The following is a 17,605-nucleotide window of genomic DNA, read 5'->3' on the forward strand; positions in this document are numbered from 1 at the left end:
GATTTATTTAGACGAAACAACAAATATTCATCAGCCTTGAATTATTCATTTTTTGTTTATTTTTTTCTTAGGCATTCATGAACTCGTTCCTCGTTTTTTGTTCACTTTTTTTTCGAGAAAAAAGTGGCTAGGGTTGGCCGCCTATGAGGCCGAAAAGCCTTGTGTGTAAAGGTATTTTTTCTTAGATTTAGTATAAATTATTAAAGATGGATATTTCGTTAAAATATAAGATAGTAGAGAAAATTATCACGAGTAATGATGAAGCTTTATTGAATGAGATACAATCTTTAATAGGTTTATCAGAAAGTGATTTTTGGAGTGATATTCCTTTAGAAGTAAAAAAAGCAATTCATCAATCTCAATTAGAACATGATCATGGTAAGGGTATTCCAAACCATCAAGTAATGGAAGAGATGAAGAACCGCTTTTTAAACAGATAATATGGGATATTATCCAATCATTTGGTCTCCCATTGCGAAAAGTAGTTATTATAACATTCTAGAATATTTAGAACATCATTGGACAATAAAGGAGATTGAAGCCTTTTTTAATCGGACAGAAGAAGTATTAGAACACATTTCAGTAAATCCTTTGCTTTTCCCTTATTCTAAAGAAGGCAGTATACATAAATGTGTGCTTTTGAAGCAAGTAAGTTTATTTTATAGAATTAAAGCAAATAATGTAGAACTTTTGGTGTTTTGGGATACACGCCAAGACCCAGCTAAATTAGTTTTATAGAGTTGTTTTTAATTTTTGCGTTTTTGATGAATCCCAAGCTTCATAAATTAAAAAAACACCCAATAAACCATATTCTACCATCACCAAAGCCATACTTTCCTGATAAGGCTGTGTGCTGTACGTATAATAACTAAGGCAAATCAATAAACTCCAAACCATACCAAATCGCCATTTAACAAAAGGGCTAAGCGCTACTAAAAATAATATATACCAAGGGTGTACAATAGCGCCAAAAATATTGTAAATAAAAATCAGCCAAAAAATGCCCTCAAATAAGTTTTTGCTTTTGATATAGGTGATGATAAAACCTATCAGAGTAAGTGCAATCAGTAACTTACTGGTTTTAGCAATAGGGTTATAGTTATAAATTTCCCAGCCAATAGCTCTAAACAATTGGTAAAAGCTGCCATTAAACTCAAATTTGCCGTAGTAAAGATTTAAGCTCTCTCTAAAATTCATCCATAATTTTTCTGTGTGCAAAAAAGGTAAGAATAGCAGTAGACAAACAGAGCCTGTAATCAGGCCGATGAAAATCGTTTTTTTTAAACCTACCTTTTTGATCATCAAGGGGATAAAAATGATAGGTAAAAGTTTGCTGCAAATAGCCAATGCTAAGGAGATAGCAGCTAAAATCCATCTGTTTTTTAATAGCATCCAAATAAATAGAAGAGTAAAAAATATCATCACCGCTTCAAAATGCAGGTTCCCGGTAAATTCAATGATTACTAAAGGATTTAAAGCATACAAGAAAACCAATCGTTCATCTTTTTGATAATGGTTCAAAAGCTTTTTAATAAGGATGATATTTCCAACATCAAACAACAGGATAAAACTCCTTAAAATAACAATAGATGCTAGCAAATTTCCTTTACCCGATATAGCACTTAGGTAAAAAGCAAGCTGATTTACAGGAGGGTAAACCGAGTAATAGTCAGGAGAATTCATGTTATTAAACAAGAACATATCAAGCCAAGAAGTAGGATTTTGAACCAAATCAGAGGGTTTATATCCGAACGGATTCATCCCTTGATGCAGTAATTGTCCATCCCAGATAAAACGGTAAACATCATCACTTAAAATAGGAAAACTAAAAAGAATTAGAAATCTGATGAATATAGAGGTCCGAAAAATTAACCTGACTGAGAGGTGCTTATCGTTGATGAGTATAAAATAGCAGGCAAAAGCGATTGCCGTTCCTAACCAAAACTCAAAAATTTGCTCCCTGTCTGCTATACCGTAACTGAGGTAGCAAATACTCAACAAGAAAATAATAATTTTAATTAAATCTGAGGCTAGATAGCCTTTAATATTTAAATTCATTTAAAAATTACTTAATTTACAGGTCTCAAATTCAATTATAATTTAAGCAACAACTCAGTAAAACGCCATGTTACCATATAAAGCCATCATTGTTGATGATGAAGCTAAAGCCCGCTCTCTATTGAGGAACTTTTTAGAGGAATACTGCCCTCAAGTTTTGGTTATAGATGAAGCTGCTGATGTAAAAACTGCTGTAAAGCTCATCAATAAAAACGAAATAGACCTTGTTTTTTTAGATATTGAAATGCCTAATGAAAACGGGTTTGCTTTATTTGATTATTTTAATTCGCCCAAATTTAAAACTATATTTTGTACTGCTTATTCAGAATACGCAATTAAAGCTTTTGAAGTTTCTGCCGTTGATTATATTCTTAAACCTATAGGAATACAGAAACTGATAGATGCAGTAAACAAATTAGAAGGTTATCATCTGCATAAAGAAAATCAAATTAAAATACTTCAGGATAATTTATCAGAAAAGCGTATCAAAAAGCTGGCGGTTAATATCGGGGATGGTATGATATTTCTGGATTTGAATGATGTTTTTTATTTTGAAGCCGATGGGTCTTATACCCATGTACACCACAAAGAAGGTAAGCATTTAGCAGTAAAAAAAATAAAATATTTTGAAGATTTGCTGTATGCAGATGCTCGTTTTTTTAGAATCCACAGGTCTTATTTAATCAATACAGAGTTATTAAAAAAGTATAGTAAAAAAGAGGGCTTATTTGTGAGTTATGATGACCGGGTGATGCTGCCTATATCCAGAGAGCGAAAAGAAGAATTTGAACACTTTATGCAACAAAATAACCTTTCTTAATGAACAAAATATTTTTTATTATCCTTTTTTTTAGTTTCAGTAGCGTCTTAAAAGCCGATACCTTGAAAGATTCTTTATTAAAAGAAATCTCATCGTACCAGAAACAGGATACTACCCGGGTAAATTTATTGGTTGATTATTGTATAGCCAATATTTTTACGGGGGATAAACTAGCTTTAAAATATGCTCAGGAAGCTTTTCAGCTAGCAAAAAAGCTAAAGTTTAAAAATGGCGAAACCGCTGCATTAAACTGTTTGGGTAACTATTATTACCAGCAGGCTATTTACGATAAAGCCATTGTTTATTATATAAAAGCTTTGCGTTTAGCAGAACAAGAGAAAAATAGTAAAAACATCATCATTGGTAAAAGCAACCTGGCCAGCCTATATACCAGAACTAATCAGCAACAAAAGGCACTTCAACAATTTAAAGAAGCGGATGCTATTTTAATGAAAATGGGAGCAGGTTTATCTCAAAATAGGGCTGCTATTTTAACCAATATGGGTGCAGCCTACTCCTCTTTAGGAGATCATAAACAAGCGGTAATCTATCATCAGAAAGTGTTAAGTATTTGTGAAAGATTGCAGATTTCTTACGGTATAGCCTTATCCAAGGGTAATATTGGCGAAGAACTAAACTACTTGGGTAAGCATCAAGAGGCTCTTACTTACCTCACTTCCTCCATAGCGGTAGCCAAAGAAAATGGCTTTACTAAACTTTTAGGTAATAGTTATAAAAGTATAGGTCAGGCCTATCTTAAACTTAATCAACTAGAAAATGCGGTTAAATACCTTAAAGAAGCTTTGCAGATAGCCAAACAGGATAACGACCAAAACACGCTGTTAAAAATTAATAAAACACTTTTAGAAGTTTATGAGAAACAGGGCGATTTTAAAAATGCCTATCAGGCAACTTTAGCTTATATGGCCGTAAATGATAGTATTTATGGTAAAGAAAAGCAACAAATTATTGCAGATGTAAATGCCAAATACGAAACAGAAAAGAAAGAAGCCACCATTCGAAATCTCAATCAGAAACAAAAAATAGCCCAATTACAATCAGCCAAAAAAAATATTTACATCTACAGCATCATTGGAGCCTTTCTAGGGATTGCCATTATTGCTTATTTCTTGTTTTCGAGATACCAAATCAAACAAAAGAATGAATTGCTAAAAACACAATTGGCAGAAGCAGAAAAGTTATTGATAGCAGAAAAGAAAGTTACCGAAAGTGAGCTTAAGGCTTTAAAAAGTCAGATGAATCCGCACTTTATTTTTAATGCCTTAAACAGCATACAAGAGCAGTTTATGTATGGCGATAAATTAAAAGCTAATGAGCAATTGAGCAATTTCACCTATCTAACCCGACAAATTCTGGAAGTATCAGGTAAAAAAAGTATCAGTTTAAGTACAGAAGTAGAACTACTTACCAAATATCTGGAACTGGAAAAAATGCGGTTCCAACAAGATTTTTTTTATAAAGTAAATGTAGATGAAAATCTGGATGATGATTATCTGAAAATACCACCTATGTTGATACAGCCTTTGGTAGAAAATAGTATTAAACACGGTTTGATGCATCAAACAGGATCTAAATTTTTAGAAGTTATTTTCTGTTTATCGGATGATGAAAACTACATTTTGTGTACGGTAACCGATAATGGTATCGGTAGAGAAGCATCAGCTCAAATCAAGGCGGTTCAACATGAATCATTTTCTACCAAAGCCATTGCACAAAGGTTACAGCTGTTAAATCCAACACGTACCTTAGATGAGGTCTTTAGCTATACAGATTTAAAAGATGAGCAGGGTTTACCAGCAGGTACAAAAGTAGAAATGAAGCTACCTATTATCTTTTCTGTATAAATCTTATGAAATAAAAAATACAGTTCATGAAGCTAAACCTTGGTTTCATGAACTTATAATTTTAAAGATGTTGATTTTAAACACTTTTGGATTAATAAAACTAAAATCTAAAAGTCATGAAAAAAATTCAACTCTTATTTTTACTACTTGTTACCTTAACAACAAGTATAACATTTACCTCTTGCAAAAAAGATGAAGAACCAAGCAACCAAACGCTATTGGTAAAGAAATGGTATTACAAATCTTTTGTAAGACAAGGATATAGTACTACTGCATTTTATGCAGATGATTACTGGGAATTTAAAGCCGATGGTACTTTTGAAGAAACCTGGGATTGGGGGAATGGTAATTATACTTTAACTAATAATCAAAATACCATTTCTATAACTTTTCCGCCGGGGGATGCAGCTTTAAGAGCCTTAGCTGAAACGGTTAGCAATCCTAAGTTTCCTGGGGTGAAAGCAGAAGCTGCCGTTGCTATTACTTATCAGTTTAGCATCACCAAATTAACAGCTACAGAATTAGAATTTACGTATACAAGCGGAGATAATTTACAAACTTATAAATTTTCTACCACACCAAATCCCGAAAGAGTTAGAGCCAAATAATATTAAATTCAGAACTTTATAAAAGAAAGTCGGTACTATAATGAAGTATCGACTTTTTTATATTTTAACCTAGAACATGCTTCTTATACGCTCATTAAAAGAGTAAAAACTAGTGACCACCCATACTTTTTGAGTTTACTTAATTTTACCATTGATCATCATATCCTCAGACAATTCCTCATCATCCGGACAGATACAAAATCCAAATATCCATCATTTCATCTACCCATGTTATGAAATAAAAAATACAGTTCATGATATTAAATAGGAGTTTCGTGAACTTTCGCTTTTAAAGTGGGTCATTTTATACACTTTTGGATAAACAAAATCAAAATCTAAAAGTCATGAAAAAAATTCAACTCTTATTTTTACTACTTGTTTCTTTAACAACAAGTGTAACTTTTACCTCTTGTAAAAAAGATGATGGTCCAGACAACCAGACGCTATTGGTAAAAAAATGGTATTATAAATCTTATGCTAGTGGAGATTTTAGTACAACCTCATTTTATGCAGATGATTATTGGGACTTCAAAGCCAATGGTACTTTTGAAGAAACTTGGGATTGGGGGAGTGGTAATTATACTTTAATAAATGATCAAAAAACCATTTCTATCAGTTTTCCCGGTCCTCGTAAAGCTGTAGCTAATATGAAATTAGGAAATCATGTATCTGGAGTTAGTAATGGTACCTTAGACTCAGACATAAGAACTTTTGAATTTAATATCACCAAATTAACAGCAACAGAATTAGAATTTACTTACGGAAGTGGGGAAGATTTACAAACTTATAAATTTTCTACTACACCAAATCCGGTTGATAATAGATAATTGGAGCTATAAGGTGTGAAGCAAAGTCGGTGCTGTTAAAGTCCCGACTTTCTTTTTTTATATTAATTTTGCTGTTCATGCAAAACAAAATATTTACAGACCAACTAGGCAGGACAATTAGCATAAATTATCCACCCCAAAGAATCATATCTTTAGTGCCCTCACAAACAGAATTGTTGTTTGATTTGGGTTTGGATGAAGAAGTTGTTGGTATTAGCAAGTTTTGTATTCATCCCGCAGAACAATTCCAAAAAAAGACTAAAATAGGAGGGACGAAAACCCTAAATATCGATAAAATTAGAGCCCTAAAACCCGATTTAATCATCGCTAATAAAGAAGAAAACCAACAAGAACACATAGAAGCGTTGGCACAAGAGTTTCCTGTTTGGATAAGTGATATCCATATCTTAGCAGAAGCTTTGGATATGATAATACAGGTGGGTAAACTTACGGGTACAGAAGCTAAAGCAAAAGAAATTGCCACTACTATTAGGTCTGATTTTGAAGCTTTAACTCCTTCATCCAAACCATTAAAAGCCGCTTATTTCATTTGGAAACACCCTTATATGCTGGCTGCTAAGCATACTTTTATTGATGATATGTTAAAGTATTGTGGTTTTGAAAATGTATTAACCGAAACCCGATACCCAGAAATAACTTTAGAGGCTTTGCAAGAGCTACAACCTCAGGTCATCTTACTTTCTACTGAACCTTATCCATTTAAGCAGAAACATATAGAAGAGCTTCAAAAATATTTTCCAAAAGCTTTTATCACTTTGGTTGATGGCGAAATGTTTAGCTGGTACGGCAGCAGATTATTAAAAGCACCAGCGTATTTTTCTAACCTTTATAAAAATCTAACCATAAATTTACCTATCAAATAAGCTTTACTCTGCCTAAGTATTGGCTATCAGATATAAAAAATCTGATTAAATTAGAAGCAATGATGCTATGTCTAAAGGTTTGTCATAAAATTTATGAAAAACTGATAGTGAAATATCATACTGTTATTACCAATAGTTTTTAAAAGCAAGACTATACTTTTAATGTATTTTGTTGAAAATGTATGAAGAAATAAAAACATTAATATATTTTGCTTGTCAGAGTCAAAAAACAAAGAAAAAATGAGTAAGAAAGAAAATAAACCCTTAGATTCTAAGGATATAATTCGCTCTTCAACAGCCGAGTACTTAACATTTATTGCAGCTACTGGAGAAGGTGGAGTTGAAGCTATTTATGCTGATGAAAATATTTGGCTATCACAAAAAATGATGGGAACGCTCTATAACGTGAATGTAAGGACTGTTAACGAGCATCTTAAAAAGATATTTAACGATAATGAAATGCAATCCGATTCAGTTATCCGGAATTTCCGGATAACTGCCGCAGATGGTAAAAACTATAATACTCAGCATTACAATCTTTCAGCAATTATTGCGGTTGGTTACAAAGTAAATTCTGAACGAGCTGTTCAGTTCAGAAAATGGGCTACACAAATTGTGAAAGAGTTTACTATCAAAGGTTTTGCTATGGATGATGAGCGTCTAAAAAATGATGGTACTATTCTAGGTAAAAAATACTTTGAGGAACAGCTACAACGTATCAGGGAAATACGTTTGAGCGAGCGGAAGTTCTATCAAAAGATAACAGATATTTATGCAACGGCTATCGACTATGATTTGAGTGCGCAAGCTACCAAACGTTTTTTTGCAACGGTACAAAACAAACTACATTGGGCTATTCATGGTCAAACAGCAGCAGAGGTAATTATAAACAGAGCAGATCACCAAAAAGAAAATATGGGATTAGCCACTTGGCAAGATGCTCCAAATGGGAAAATTCAAAAATTTGATGTGAGCGTGGCTAAGAACTATTTGTCCGAAAATGAAATGCAGCAACTACAGCGTTTGGTTTCTGCCTATTTAGATATTGCAGAAGATATGGCTATCCGTCAAATCCCTATGACTATGGAAGATTGGGAAAGTCGCTTAAACAAATTTATAGAAGCTACGGATAGGGAGATACTACAGAATGCAGGTAAAGTAACTACCGAAATAGCCAAAGTCCACGCAGAAAGCGAATTTGAAAAATATAGAATCTTTCAGGATAGATTATTTGAAAGTGATTTTGATAAGATCATCAAAAATCAACTTCTACCTAAAAAGGATTAAACGATAGAGAGGCTAAAAAAACTATCATCAGTCGCAATCAAAGCTAAAGCAGTTCAGCTGGTACGGCAGCAGATTATTAAAAGTACCAGCGTATTTTTCTAACCTCTATAAAAATCTAACCATAAATTTACCTATCAAATAAGCTTTACTCTGCCTAAGTATTGGCTATCAGATTGTCTGGAACGGTCGGCTGCCATAAAGCCCATATAAACATCAACTTCTCGCTTAGTAAAATCTAATGGAAGCTGTAAGCTAAAATTTCCACTTTTACGTAATGTTCCATCATATACAACGCTTATTCCTTCTTTAGCTATAGGATCATAAACCAAAGCGAGTAATTGGTCTGCTAATCCTATATTTTGTGTCGCATCCCATGAGAATTGCAAAACACCCTGCTCGGTATGGTTAAAATTAGGGTTTAAGGCCTGCTCAAGGTCTCCACCGCTTATCTTAAATAAAGCTGGGTCTATATAAAAGCCTGCATCATCAGCTACTAAAGCATGTTTTCTGGTATAGGCAATAGCAGCCCGATAGCCACCAGTTTTGGTGAAATATCCTTTATATCCAACTGTTAAAAGTTCTTGGACTGGCTTAAGATAATCCTGTATCAGTTTAAACTTAGCTTGATTGAGTAGTTCTTTTTCTGTGAAAACAGTTCTTTTTCTAGGCAAAGAGCGCATATAATTACCTCTGCTACTTTGTACGCCTACCACTGTTCCTACTTTTCCGCTAAAGGCACCTAGTATGCCTTCTTTCAATTTTCCCATAGTTTGATGTAGATTGATTTATATAAAACTAGTTAATTAATATGTAATTACAAAATATTTATAAGAAGTTTACAGGGTTAAAAAACAAGTGAGTACCCTGTTATGACCCTGTTAGCACCCTGTTAGTACCCTGTTAGCTCTGGAAAATTAATAACCAATGATTTTTTTACTTAAAGGAAATATTTCATGTTTTTATAAAAAAAAGTGTTTTTTGAAGATGATAAAACTGATTAGTGATATTTGCCTAAGGCCCCTCGGTTTATAACAAGCACATCCAGAATCTGATACAGAAATATCACTGTGTTATTTTATTAAACTTTTAAAAGCAATGCCTAGCTAGCGTTTGGATGATTCCTTAAAATGTATAAGGAAATATGATAAAAGATACATTGTTTGTGAAGCATAAGAAAAAGTTGAAACCCTTAATTAGCTAAGCACCGGAAGAAACCAACAGATTTTATAAAAGCATTTTTTATCCATTCAAGAAAATAAATATCTTCGTAGCCAAAATAAATATGGTTATACCTATGAAGAAAATTTTACTTACTACAATAGTAATTACGATTGTAACAAATTTAAAAGCACAAACAACAACAACCAATTTAGCACCGAAACCAGTTATTGTTAAAACAACTGATACTTTAAAGAAAGACAGTGTTTCAAAGCCAGTAACACCATCTTTTTCTAAGTTTAGGCTAAGTGTTAGCGGAGGTTTAAGTTTTTTGTTAGCTAAAATTAACGATCAAGTACCTGCCGAGTCTAAAGATTATGTTAGAGATCTTAAATCCGGAGCTCATTTTAGTGTGGATGCAAGTTACTTTTGGAGAGAGCAAATTGGTTTAGGGTTAAAGTACATCAATTTTAATTCTAAGAATCAGGACGTTACTTTTTTTGATGATGGGTTTGGTCCTTCTCTCCAAGAAATAAGAGATAACATCACTACACAATTTATTGGTCCAGTGCTTTATAGCCGTTACTATTCTAAAAGTAGAAAAACAGAATTGGTAACAGGTTTTGGGTTAGGATATTTAGATTATAGAAATAATGCAAATTATGCAGGTTCTTATGTCCTCATAAAAGGAGGTACTTTTGGTGCGAGTATAGATTTTAGTGCAGATTTTTGTCTTACAAAAAAGCTTTCTTTAGGTCTTGGTTTAGGTTTAGTAGGGGGTACGCTAAAGAAGTATGACTTGCAAGTTGGTAATATGACCCAAACCGTTGAACTAGAAGAAGGCAATTATGAAAGCTTAACCAGACTTGATATTTTCACAGGTTTAAGATGGAAATTATAAACCTATAAAGCTTTAATAGATTGCAACCTATTGATGATGAAATGTTTATAAGGATAATATTAGGCTTATCCCTTAAAAATCAAAAAAAATAAGAAAAGCATTTGATTTAAATAAGACAAATTATATCTTTGCAGTCCCAAAACGTTAAAGCCTTTTGGAAATAAAATCCTAAATGCGGAAGTGGCGTAATTGGTAGCCGCACCAGACTTAGGATCTGGCGCTTCACGGCGTGGGGGTTCGAGTCCCTTCTTCCGCACAAACCAATCCCTTTCAAGAAATTGAGAGGGATTTTTGTATAGAGTCGTATCATTTAAAAAATACTCAGAAATGAACATTACACAGGAAAAAACCGGTGATCTTAATGCAGTGGTAACCGTAAAAATCAGTCCTGATGATTACCAGGAGAAAGTAAATAAAGCCATTAAAGAACAGGCTAAAAAAGCTAAAATTCCAGGATTTCGTCCAGGAATGGTTCCTCCTTCACATATCAAAAAAATGTATGGTAAAAGTATTTTAGTGGATGAAATCAATACCTTGCTTTCTGATACTGTAAATAACTATTTACAACAAAATAACATCGAAATTTTAGGGCAGCCGCTTCCAAAAGAAGATGATAGCCAGTTTAATTGGGATTTTAACGATGAGTTTGTATTCAACTACGAGCTTGGTCTAGCACCAGAAATAAATGTTGAGTTTACTTCAAAAGACAAGTTAACGCAATACGTAGTAAAAGCAGACAAAGAAACTTTAGATGCTCGTATCAAAAACATCAGAAGAAGTTATGGTAAAATGACTAATCCTGAAGTTGTAGAAGCGGGTGATGTTATTTTTGGCGAGTTTGTTCAGCTAGATCAACATAACGAAGTTTTAGAAGGTGGTATCAATGTAACTTCTTCTTTAAGATTAGAGATTGTAAGTGATGAAAAAGTTCAAAAGTCACTTATCGGCTTGAAAAAAGGCGATGTTGTTGAAGCTTTTGATTTAGTAAATGCAGTTAACGACAATACACAAATCGTTAAAATCTTAAAATTAGATGAGGAAAATCCAATCATCCCTCAAACTAAATTTAAGTTAACCGTTAAAAATATCAATAGATTAGAAGAAGCTGATTTAAATCAGGAGTTTTTTGATAAACTATTTGGTGAGGGTGCAGTAACTACAGAAGCAGAATTTGTAGCAAAAATTACAGAAGAAGTTGAGTCTATGATGGCTCAGGATGCAGACCGTAAGTTAGCAGCAGATTTATACCAATACGGTGCTTCTAAAGCAGATATGCAATTGCCTGATGATTTCTTGAAAAGATGGTTAAAAATGACCAATAAGGAATTAACAGACGAAGAATTAGAAAAAGGTTATGATGATTTTGCTAAAAACCTAAGATGGACTTTAGTAGAAAATAAAATCATTAAGGATAATAGCATCGAAATCAAGTATGAGGATGTTTTAGAAGCAGCTAAGCAACGTTTAGATGCGCAGTTTAGAATGTATAGCCCTCAAGCCTTAACAGAAGAGCAATTGAGCCAATATGCTGTACAGTTTTTACAAACTAAAGAAAATGCTAACCGTATTTTTGATGAGGTTAAAGCTCAAAAAGTATTTGATTTCTTGAAAACTGTTATCACGTTAGATAAAAAAGAAATTGATTATGTGAAATTTCAAGAGTTAGCTTAATTTAAGTTACCTCGGGCAAAAAGCAGCTTCAAAAGAGCTGCTTTTTTTTTTTCTAATTATGAGAAGTTAAATTTTTAATTAAGTTTGAAAATTATAAATAACTATTTATGAAAAATAACTTTACACTATTTTTATTATTAACTATAACCACGTTCATAGGTTGTAAAAAAGATAATAACACTTTAGATACCCGTTTAAAAGGAAGGTGGGACGCAAAAAGTTTTGTGCATGAGGAATTTATTAATGGAGTATTGCAGCAGCCCAAACCTAATGAAATTCACTATTCTAGCACTAAATATATCATATTTACTGATAATGAAGCAAGCTTTTATGATAAGAATGATATATTGATAGAGCAGTGGACCTATACCTTAAAAGATGACAAAATAACTTTTAAACAATATGATATTACTACAGTCTTTCCCATTAAATTTAATGGTGCTGATGAGTTTTTTACTGTTTTTCGTTATGATATATCGATTCAAAATAAGGAGTATGCAATAAATACTAGTACATATACAAGAAGTAAATAATATCTTTTATATCAGGGTTGGTATCTCATGCCTATAAAAATATAACTTTAAATGTTTAGATTAAAGATTATAATAAAGGGGGTATATTGATAAAAATTACAACCAATTGATGATGATTTAACTTAAATATGAATTTTATTAAATACTTTGGCAATTGAAAACAAAGCAGCAATAAGACCGTTAAAAAGAAGAAATACAAGATTTAAATTCCAGTTTAAAATCGATAAAATAGAAATAAAATATAATCATGAATATAGATAAAAACGAGTTCCGTAAATATGCCGTTAAGCACCACAGAATAGGTGGTATGCATGTAGATAAATACATCAATAATGTAGAAGGGATCATGATGCCAAAATCCATGACACCTTATATCATAGAAGAGCGCCAGTTAAATGTTGCTCAGATGGATGTTTTTTCGAGATTGATGATGGATCGTATCATTTTCTTGGGCGATGCCGTATATGATCAAAATGCCAATATCATTCAAGCACAGTTGTTGTTTTTACAATCTACAGATGCTAAACGTGATATTCAGATATACATCAACTCGCCAGGAGGTTCTGTATATGCAGGTTTAGGTATTTATGATACCATGCAATTTATATCTCCAGATGTGGCAACCATTTGTACAGGTATGGCAGCATCTATGGGTGCGGTATTGATGTGTGCGGGCGCAAAAGGTAAAAGAGCTGCTTTACCGCATGCCCGTATCATGATTCACCAGCCATCTGGTGGGGCACAAGGTGTGGCTTCAGATATGGAAATCAATTTAAGAGAAATGCTAAAGCTTAAAAAAGAGCTTTATGATATCATTTCTAAACATTCTGGTCAAACTTATGAGTGGGTAGAGAAAGCATCAGACCGTGATTATTGGATGAAAGCAGATGAAGCCAAAGAATTTGGAATGATTGATGAAGTGTTAAGCGTAAATTCAAATAAACAATAATGAGTAAAAATCAAAAAGATATCAAATGCTCTTTCTGTGGTGCTGGTAAGCAGGATTCTTTAATGCTTATTGCCGGATTGGATGCGCACATTTGTGATAAATGCGTGGCACAGGCTAATGATATTCTGGCAGAAGAATTTACCCTAAGAAAAGGTAAAAATGCACATGCCACCCTTACTTTATTAAAACCACAAGAAATAAAAAGCCATATAGACCAATATGTAATAGGGCAGGATAGTGCCAAAAAAGTATTGGCCGTTGCGGTTTATAACCATTATAAAAGGCTTAACCAAAAAATTGGTAAAGATGAAATAGAGATTGAAAAATCTAACATCATGATGGTAGGCGAAACAGGTACAGGTAAAACCTTGTTAGCTAAAACTATTGCCAAAATTTTAAATGTACCTTTTTGTATTTGTGATGCTACAGTTTTAACCGAAGCAGGTTATGTTGGCGAAGATGTGGAGAGCATCTTAACCCGCTTGCTACAAGCTGCCGATTATGATGTAGCTGCGGCAGAAAGAGGGATTGTGTATATTGATGAGGTTGATAAAGTAGCTCGTAAAAGTGATAATCCATCTATTACAAGAGATGTTTCTGGTGAAGGTGTGCAACAGGCCTTGCTAAAAATATTGGAAGGTACTATTGTAAATGTACCTCCTCAGGGCGGTCGTAAACATCCCGATCAAAAAATGATTCCGGTAAATACCAATAACATCCTATTTATTTGCGGAGGTGCTTTTGACGGTATCGAAAAGAAAATTGCCAACCGTTTAAGAACACAAACTGTAGGCTATAAAATTAAAACGGAAGATAGTGAGGTAGATCTAGAAAATCTGTATAAATACATCACACCGCAAGATTTAAAATCTTTCGGGATGATACCAGAGTTGATAGGAAGGGTGCCCGTATTAACTTATCTTAATCCTTTAGATAGAGAAACTTTATTAAACATCTTAACAGAACCTAAAAACTCATTGATTAAACAGTACAAAAAACTGTTTGAGTATGAGGATATCAGTTTAGAGTTTACCAAAGAGGTTTATGAGTTTATTGTAGATAAAGCTTTAGAGTTTAAGTTAGGAGCTCGTGGTTTAAGATCTATTTGCGAAGCCATCATGATTGATGCGATGTTTGAAATACCATCACAGAAGCAGAAGTCGAAAACTTTACTGATAGACATGGATTATGCCCGGGAGAAATTTGAAAAATCAGATCTCAAAAAATTAAAAGTTGCATAATTGAAGCGCCCCGGACAAATATCACGGGGCGTTTTTGTTATCAACCATGGTTATAATTAAAAAAGAAATTTATGAACGAAGAGAAAGACGTGAAAAAGAAAACAGTTAAGGTACCAGAACATGAAGTAAATAGTCCTGTAAAAGTTGGACTGAAATCTAAAGATGATATCGTGAAAAACTGGCTGCCACGTTATACTGGCAGAGCTTTAGATGAATTTGGTGATTACATCATCTTAACTAATTTTTCTAAATATGTGCAGCTATTTGCTGATTGGCATAACGGAGCGCCCATATATGGTTTAGATAAACCTATGCAAAGCGTAACTGCAGATGGTATTACCATTATCAATTTTGGGATGGGGAGTGCCTTAGCGGCTACCATGATGGATTTATTAACTGCCATAAAACCCAAAGCAGTAGTTTTTTTAGGTAAATGCGGTGGTTTAAAAAAGAAAAATCAAATAGGGGATTTGATTCTTCCTATTGCTGCCATTAGAGGAGAAGGAACTTCTAACGATTATCTGCCGGCAGAAGTACCAGCATTACCTGCTTTTGCTTTGCAGAAAGCTATTTCTACTACCATAAGAGACCACTCTAGAGACTATTGGACGGGAACCGTTTATACTACCAACAGAAGGGTTTGGGAGCATGACAGAGAGTTTAAAAAGTACTTGAAAGGTTTGAGGGCTATGGCTATTGACATGGAGACAGCTACCATATTTACCACCGGCTTTGCCAACAAAATACCAACCGGAGCTATCTTATTGGTATCAGACCAACCCATGATTCCGGAAGGTGTTAAAACTGCAGAAGCAGATGCCTCACAAACAGCCGTAAAACATGTAGAGTCTCATTTAAAAATAGGTATAGACTCTTTAAAACAATTAATCAACAACGGATTAACGGTTAAGCATTTGAAGTTTTAAGGATTGATTTCTATCAGAATGGTTAGAAATCCTGTTAAGTATCCGAGGGTATCGTCTGTTAAAGTAGTTTTATGATGTTTATTTAAATTGTGATAAAGATAATTTTACAAACCAATATGTTTGTATCTGATAAGGTTAAGGGATTTTTTAGGATATATGTTTTAAACTTATTTTAACAGAATGAAATAAATAGTTTTAATTTATCTAGCTATGGAAAAAGAAAACGAGCAATTGCTTGAAAAGATTAAGGGATGCATCAGCTATTATTACCCTAAAGGTTTGAATGAGATATTTGATTGGGAGGAAATGTATGAAACTGTAGAGTACAAATCCTTAATGCAAAAATTAGAAGAATCAGGCAGCGATTGGTCGCAATGGAATTTATTTAAAGAAAATTTGGATAGTATGGGAATTGGTTTTTTAGATTATTCTACACCTGCTAGTTATAATGGATGTTTTCATATACAAATTAAATTGTTCGAATCACTTCTTTTATTGATATGTGTAAGTCCAATATTTCCAGCTTATTTTTTTATGATACTTGAAACTAATTCTAAAGAAACCTTTTGGTGTAAATGTCCTTGGGAACATGAGCAACTTCATCAAGTACTCGAACTTTTTAAAAGCATATATCCAAAGCATATTTTAATCCCAGAGGAAATATTAAAAGTGAAAATTCCTAATTATTCGGTAGATCCTTTTGATCTGGGAAAAGCCAGAGTTATAAACTATTTATTTACCCATCTGACTCAATTCGATGATATGCTGATTTGAGATTTATTAGTTTAATAGAAAAGCTGTAAAGTTATAGAATCTCACTTAAAAATAGGTGTAGTATCTTTAAAACAATTAATCAATAACGGATTAACTGTAAAGCACCTGAAGTTTTAAGGATTAATGATTGATTTTGTATCAAGAAGGTTATAAATCCTGCTAAATATCAAAGGTTATAACCTTTTACGGTAACTTTATGATGGTTATTTAAATTGTGATAAAGATAGTTTTACAAATATACTAGTGTCTGATAAGGTTAAGGGATTTTTTAGGGTATATATTTTAAATTCATTTTAATAGAATGAAATAAATAGTTTTAATTACCTAGCTATGGAAAAAGAAAACGAGCAATTGCTTGAAAAGATAAAAAGCTGCATCAGCTATTATTACCCTAAAGGTTTGAATGAGGTATTTGATTGGGAGGTAATGTATGAAACCGTAGAGTACAAATCCTTAATGCAAAAATTAGAAGAATCCGGTAGCGATTGGTCGCAGTGGAATCTGTTTAAAGAGAATTTGGATAAAATGAAATTTTTTTTTGTAGATTATTCCATGCCTACGAGTTATAATGGATGTTTTTATATGCAAATTTGCTTGTTCGAATCACTTATTTTAACGATATGTGTAAGTCCAATATTTCCAGCTTATTTCTTTATGATACTTGAAACTAATTCCAGAGAAACCTTTTGGTGTAAATGTCCTTGGGAACATGAGCAACTTCATCAAGTACTCGAACTTTTTAAAAGTATATATCCAAAGCATGTTCTAATCCCAGAGGAAGTATTAAAAGTAAAAATCCCTGATTATTCAGTAGATCCTTTTGATCTGGGAAAAGCCAGAGTTATAAACTATTTGTTTACCTATTTGCCTCAATACGATGATTTGTTGATTTGAGATTTATTAGTTTAATAGAAAAGCTGTAAAGTTATAGAATCTCACCTAAAAATAGGTGTAGTATCTTTAAAACAATTAATCAACAACGGATTAACGGTTAAGCATTTGAAGTTTTAAGGATTAACTTATTTATATATCTTAGAAAAACCCGTAAAGCAAGTGTTTTACGGGTTTTTGCGTTTTTATATAAATTTATTTGCAATAATTTG

Annotated in this window: 18 protein-coding genes, 1 tRNA gene and 2 pseudogenes; 19 read left to right on the forward strand and 2 right to left on the reverse strand. The window is 33.0% G+C overall.

Translation table 11 applies throughout. From position 1 onward, the window contains the following. The first annotated feature begins 206 nt into the window (after nt 1–206). Nucleotides 207–440: a hypothetical protein gene (locus tag B2745_RS07215; protein ID WP_304064761.1), complete on the forward strand. Its 234-nt coding sequence runs from the start codon at nt 207–209 to the stop codon at nt 438–440. 1 nt (nt 441) lies between these two features. Next, nucleotides 442–738, forward strand: coding sequence for a type II toxin-antitoxin system RelE/ParE family toxin (locus B2745_RS07220; RefSeq protein WP_304064763.1), 297 nt, complete (start codon nt 442–444; stop codon nt 736–738). On the opposite strand, the gene mptB is transcribed toward B2745_RS07220, so the two are convergent. After that, nucleotides 733–2,058, reverse strand: coding sequence for a polyprenol phosphomannose-dependent alpha 1,6 mannosyltransferase MptB (mptB, locus tag B2745_RS07225; RefSeq protein ID WP_304064765.1), 1,326 nt, complete (start codon nt 2,056–2,058; stop codon nt 733–735). The genes B2745_RS07220 and mptB overlap by 6 nt on opposite strands. 67 nt (nt 2,059–2,125) lie before the next feature. Between mptB and B2745_RS07230 the strand changes: the two genes are divergently transcribed. From B2745_RS07230 to B2745_RS07255, 6 genes are all read left to right on the forward strand, one after another. Further along, nucleotides 2,126–2,878, forward strand: a complete 753-nt coding sequence (locus tag B2745_RS07230) for a LytR/AlgR family response regulator transcription factor (protein WP_304064767.1) — start codon at nt 2,126–2,128, stop codon at nt 2,876–2,878. Further along, nucleotides 2,878–4,743 (forward strand): tetratricopeptide repeat-containing sensor histidine kinase, encoded by a 1,866-nt coding sequence (locus tag B2745_RS07235; RefSeq protein WP_304064769.1) that lies wholly within the window; start codon nt 2,878–2,880, stop codon nt 4,741–4,743. The genes B2745_RS07230 and B2745_RS07235 overlap by 1 nt, the downstream gene beginning before the upstream one ends. A gap of 116 nt (nt 4,744–4,859) precedes the next feature. Further along, nucleotides 4,860–5,351, forward strand: coding sequence for a hypothetical protein (locus B2745_RS07240; protein WP_304064770.1), 492 nt, complete (start codon nt 4,860–4,862; stop codon nt 5,349–5,351). Between the two features lie 344 nt (nt 5,352–5,695). Further along, a complete protein-coding gene (locus B2745_RS07245) occupies nt 5,696–6,178 on the forward strand; it encodes a hypothetical protein (protein WP_304064772.1) in 483 nt (160 codons plus the stop codon). Between the two features lie 77 nt (nt 6,179–6,255). Continuing rightward, nucleotides 6,256–7,062, forward strand: coding sequence for an ABC transporter substrate-binding protein (locus B2745_RS07250; protein ID WP_304064775.1), 807 nt, complete (start codon nt 6,256–6,258; stop codon nt 7,060–7,062). A gap of 240 nt (nt 7,063–7,302) precedes the next feature. After that, a complete protein-coding gene (locus tag B2745_RS07255; RefSeq protein WP_304064777.1) occupies nt 7,303–8,349 on the forward strand; it encodes a virulence RhuM family protein in 1,047 nt (348 codons plus the stop codon). A 134-nt stretch (nt 8,350–8,483) separates the two neighbouring features. Here B2745_RS07255 and B2745_RS07260 read toward each other — a convergent pair whose 3' ends face one another. After that, on the reverse strand, nt 8,484–9,116 hold the full coding sequence (locus B2745_RS07260; protein WP_304064779.1) for a DUF6266 family protein: 633 nt from the start codon (nt 9,114–9,116) through the stop codon (nt 8,484–8,486). Nucleotides 9,117–9,643: 527 nt separating this feature from the next. Here B2745_RS07260 and B2745_RS07265 point away from each other — a divergent pair. From B2745_RS07265 to B2745_RS16990, 11 genes and pseudogenes are all read left to right on the forward strand, one after another. After that, nucleotides 9,644–10,408, forward strand: coding sequence for a hypothetical protein (locus B2745_RS07265; protein ID WP_304064781.1), 765 nt, complete (start codon nt 9,644–9,646; stop codon nt 10,406–10,408). A gap of 174 nt (nt 10,409–10,582) precedes the next feature. Continuing rightward, nucleotides 10,583–10,664, forward strand: a tRNA-Leu gene (locus B2745_RS07270). A 71-nt stretch (nt 10,665–10,735) separates the two neighbouring features. Beyond that, nucleotides 10,736–12,079, forward strand: a complete 1,344-nt coding sequence (gene tig, locus B2745_RS07275; protein WP_304064783.1) for a trigger factor — start codon at nt 10,736–10,738, stop codon at nt 12,077–12,079. Between the two features lie 107 nt (nt 12,080–12,186). After that, nucleotides 12,187–12,612, forward strand: coding sequence for a hypothetical protein (locus B2745_RS07280; protein WP_304064784.1), 426 nt, complete (start codon nt 12,187–12,189; stop codon nt 12,610–12,612). A gap of 247 nt (nt 12,613–12,859) precedes the next feature. Continuing rightward, a complete protein-coding gene (locus B2745_RS07285; RefSeq protein WP_026902547.1) occupies nt 12,860–13,561 on the forward strand; it encodes an ATP-dependent Clp protease proteolytic subunit in 702 nt (233 codons plus the stop codon). Then, nucleotides 13,561–14,802: an ATP-dependent Clp protease ATP-binding subunit ClpX gene (clpX, locus tag B2745_RS07290; protein ID WP_026902546.1), complete on the forward strand. Its 1,242-nt coding sequence runs from the start codon at nt 13,561–13,563 to the stop codon at nt 14,800–14,802. Before B2745_RS07285 ends, clpX begins: the two co-directional genes overlap by 1 nt. 71 nt (nt 14,803–14,873) lie before the next feature. Next, nucleotides 14,874–15,728: an AMP nucleosidase gene (locus B2745_RS07295; RefSeq protein ID WP_304064786.1), complete on the forward strand. Its 855-nt coding sequence runs from the start codon at nt 14,874–14,876 to the stop codon at nt 15,726–15,728. A 210-nt stretch (nt 15,729–15,938) separates the two neighbouring features. Next, nucleotides 15,939–16,502: a hypothetical protein gene (locus tag B2745_RS07300; protein WP_304064788.1), complete on the forward strand. Its 564-nt coding sequence runs from the start codon at nt 15,939–15,941 to the stop codon at nt 16,500–16,502. 33 nt (nt 16,503–16,535) lie between these two features. Then, nucleotides 16,536–16,619: pseudogene (locus B2745_RS16985) on the forward strand (AMP nucleosidase); the annotation flags it as partial. A 213-nt stretch (nt 16,620–16,832) separates the two neighbouring features. After that, complete coding sequence (locus B2745_RS07305) at nt 16,833–17,396, forward strand: hypothetical protein (protein WP_304064789.1); 564 nt, start codon at nt 16,833–16,835, stop codon at nt 17,394–17,396. A gap of 33 nt (nt 17,397–17,429) precedes the next feature. Then, nucleotides 17,430–17,513, forward strand: a pseudogene (locus B2745_RS16990) (AMP nucleosidase); the annotation flags it as partial. Nucleotides 17,514–17,605: the final 92 nt, after the last annotated feature.

This window comes from Pedobacter glucosidilyticus (assembly GCF_002483235.1).
GTDB classification, from domain to species: Bacteria; Bacteroidota; Bacteroidia; order Sphingobacteriales; family Sphingobacteriaceae; genus Pseudopedobacter; species Pseudopedobacter glucosidilyticum_B.

Excerpts from the sequence above, each read along its gene's own strand:
- B2745_RS07250 (WP_304064775.1), top strand. The coding sequence starts at position 6,256 with ATGCAAAACAAAATATTTACAGACCAACTAGGCAGGACAATTAGCATA.
- B2745_RS07285 (WP_026902547.1), top strand. The coding sequence starts at position 12,860 with ATGAATATAGATAAAAACGAGTTCCGTAAATATGCCGTTAAGCACCAC.
- B2745_RS07220 (WP_304064763.1), top strand. The coding sequence starts at position 442 with ATGGGATATTATCCAATCATTTGGTCTCCCATTGCGAAAAGTAGTTAT.
- B2745_RS07260 (WP_304064779.1), bottom strand. The coding sequence starts at position 9,116 with ATGGGAAAATTGAAAGAAGGCATACTAGGTGCCTTTAGCGGAAAAGTA.
- tig (WP_304064783.1), top strand. The coding sequence starts at position 10,736 with ATGAACATTACACAGGAAAAAACCGGTGATCTTAATGCAGTGGTAACC.
- B2745_RS07295 (WP_304064786.1), top strand. The coding sequence starts at position 14,874 with ATGAACGAAGAGAAAGACGTGAAAAAGAAAACAGTTAAGGTACCAGAA.
- clpX (WP_026902546.1), top strand. The coding sequence starts at position 13,561 with ATGAGTAAAAATCAAAAAGATATCAAATGCTCTTTCTGTGGTGCTGGT.
- B2745_RS07245 (WP_304064772.1), top strand. The coding sequence starts at position 5,696 with ATGAAAAAAATTCAACTCTTATTTTTACTACTTGTTTCTTTAACAACA.
- mptB (WP_304064765.1), bottom strand. The coding sequence starts at position 2,058 with ATGAATTTAAATATTAAAGGCTATCTAGCCTCAGATTTAATTAAAATT.
- B2745_RS07255 (WP_304064777.1), top strand. The coding sequence starts at position 7,303 with ATGAGTAAGAAAGAAAATAAACCCTTAGATTCTAAGGATATAATTCGC.
- B2745_RS07265 (WP_304064781.1), top strand. The coding sequence starts at position 9,644 with ATGAAGAAAATTTTACTTACTACAATAGTAATTACGATTGTAACAAAT.
- B2745_RS07215 (WP_304064761.1), top strand. The coding sequence starts at position 207 with ATGGATATTTCGTTAAAATATAAGATAGTAGAGAAAATTATCACGAGT.
- B2745_RS07240 (WP_304064770.1), top strand. The coding sequence starts at position 4,860 with ATGAAAAAAATTCAACTCTTATTTTTACTACTTGTTACCTTAACAACA.
- B2745_RS07280 (WP_304064784.1), top strand. The coding sequence starts at position 12,187 with ATGAAAAATAACTTTACACTATTTTTATTATTAACTATAACCACGTTC.
- B2745_RS07230 (WP_304064767.1), top strand. The coding sequence starts at position 2,126 with ATGTTACCATATAAAGCCATCATTGTTGATGATGAAGCTAAAGCCCGC.
- B2745_RS07300 (WP_304064788.1), top strand. The coding sequence starts at position 15,939 with ATGGAAAAAGAAAACGAGCAATTGCTTGAAAAGATTAAGGGATGCATC.
- B2745_RS07235 (WP_304064769.1), top strand. The coding sequence starts at position 2,878 with ATGAACAAAATATTTTTTATTATCCTTTTTTTTAGTTTCAGTAGCGTC.
- B2745_RS07305 (WP_304064789.1), top strand. The coding sequence starts at position 16,833 with ATGGAAAAAGAAAACGAGCAATTGCTTGAAAAGATAAAAAGCTGCATC.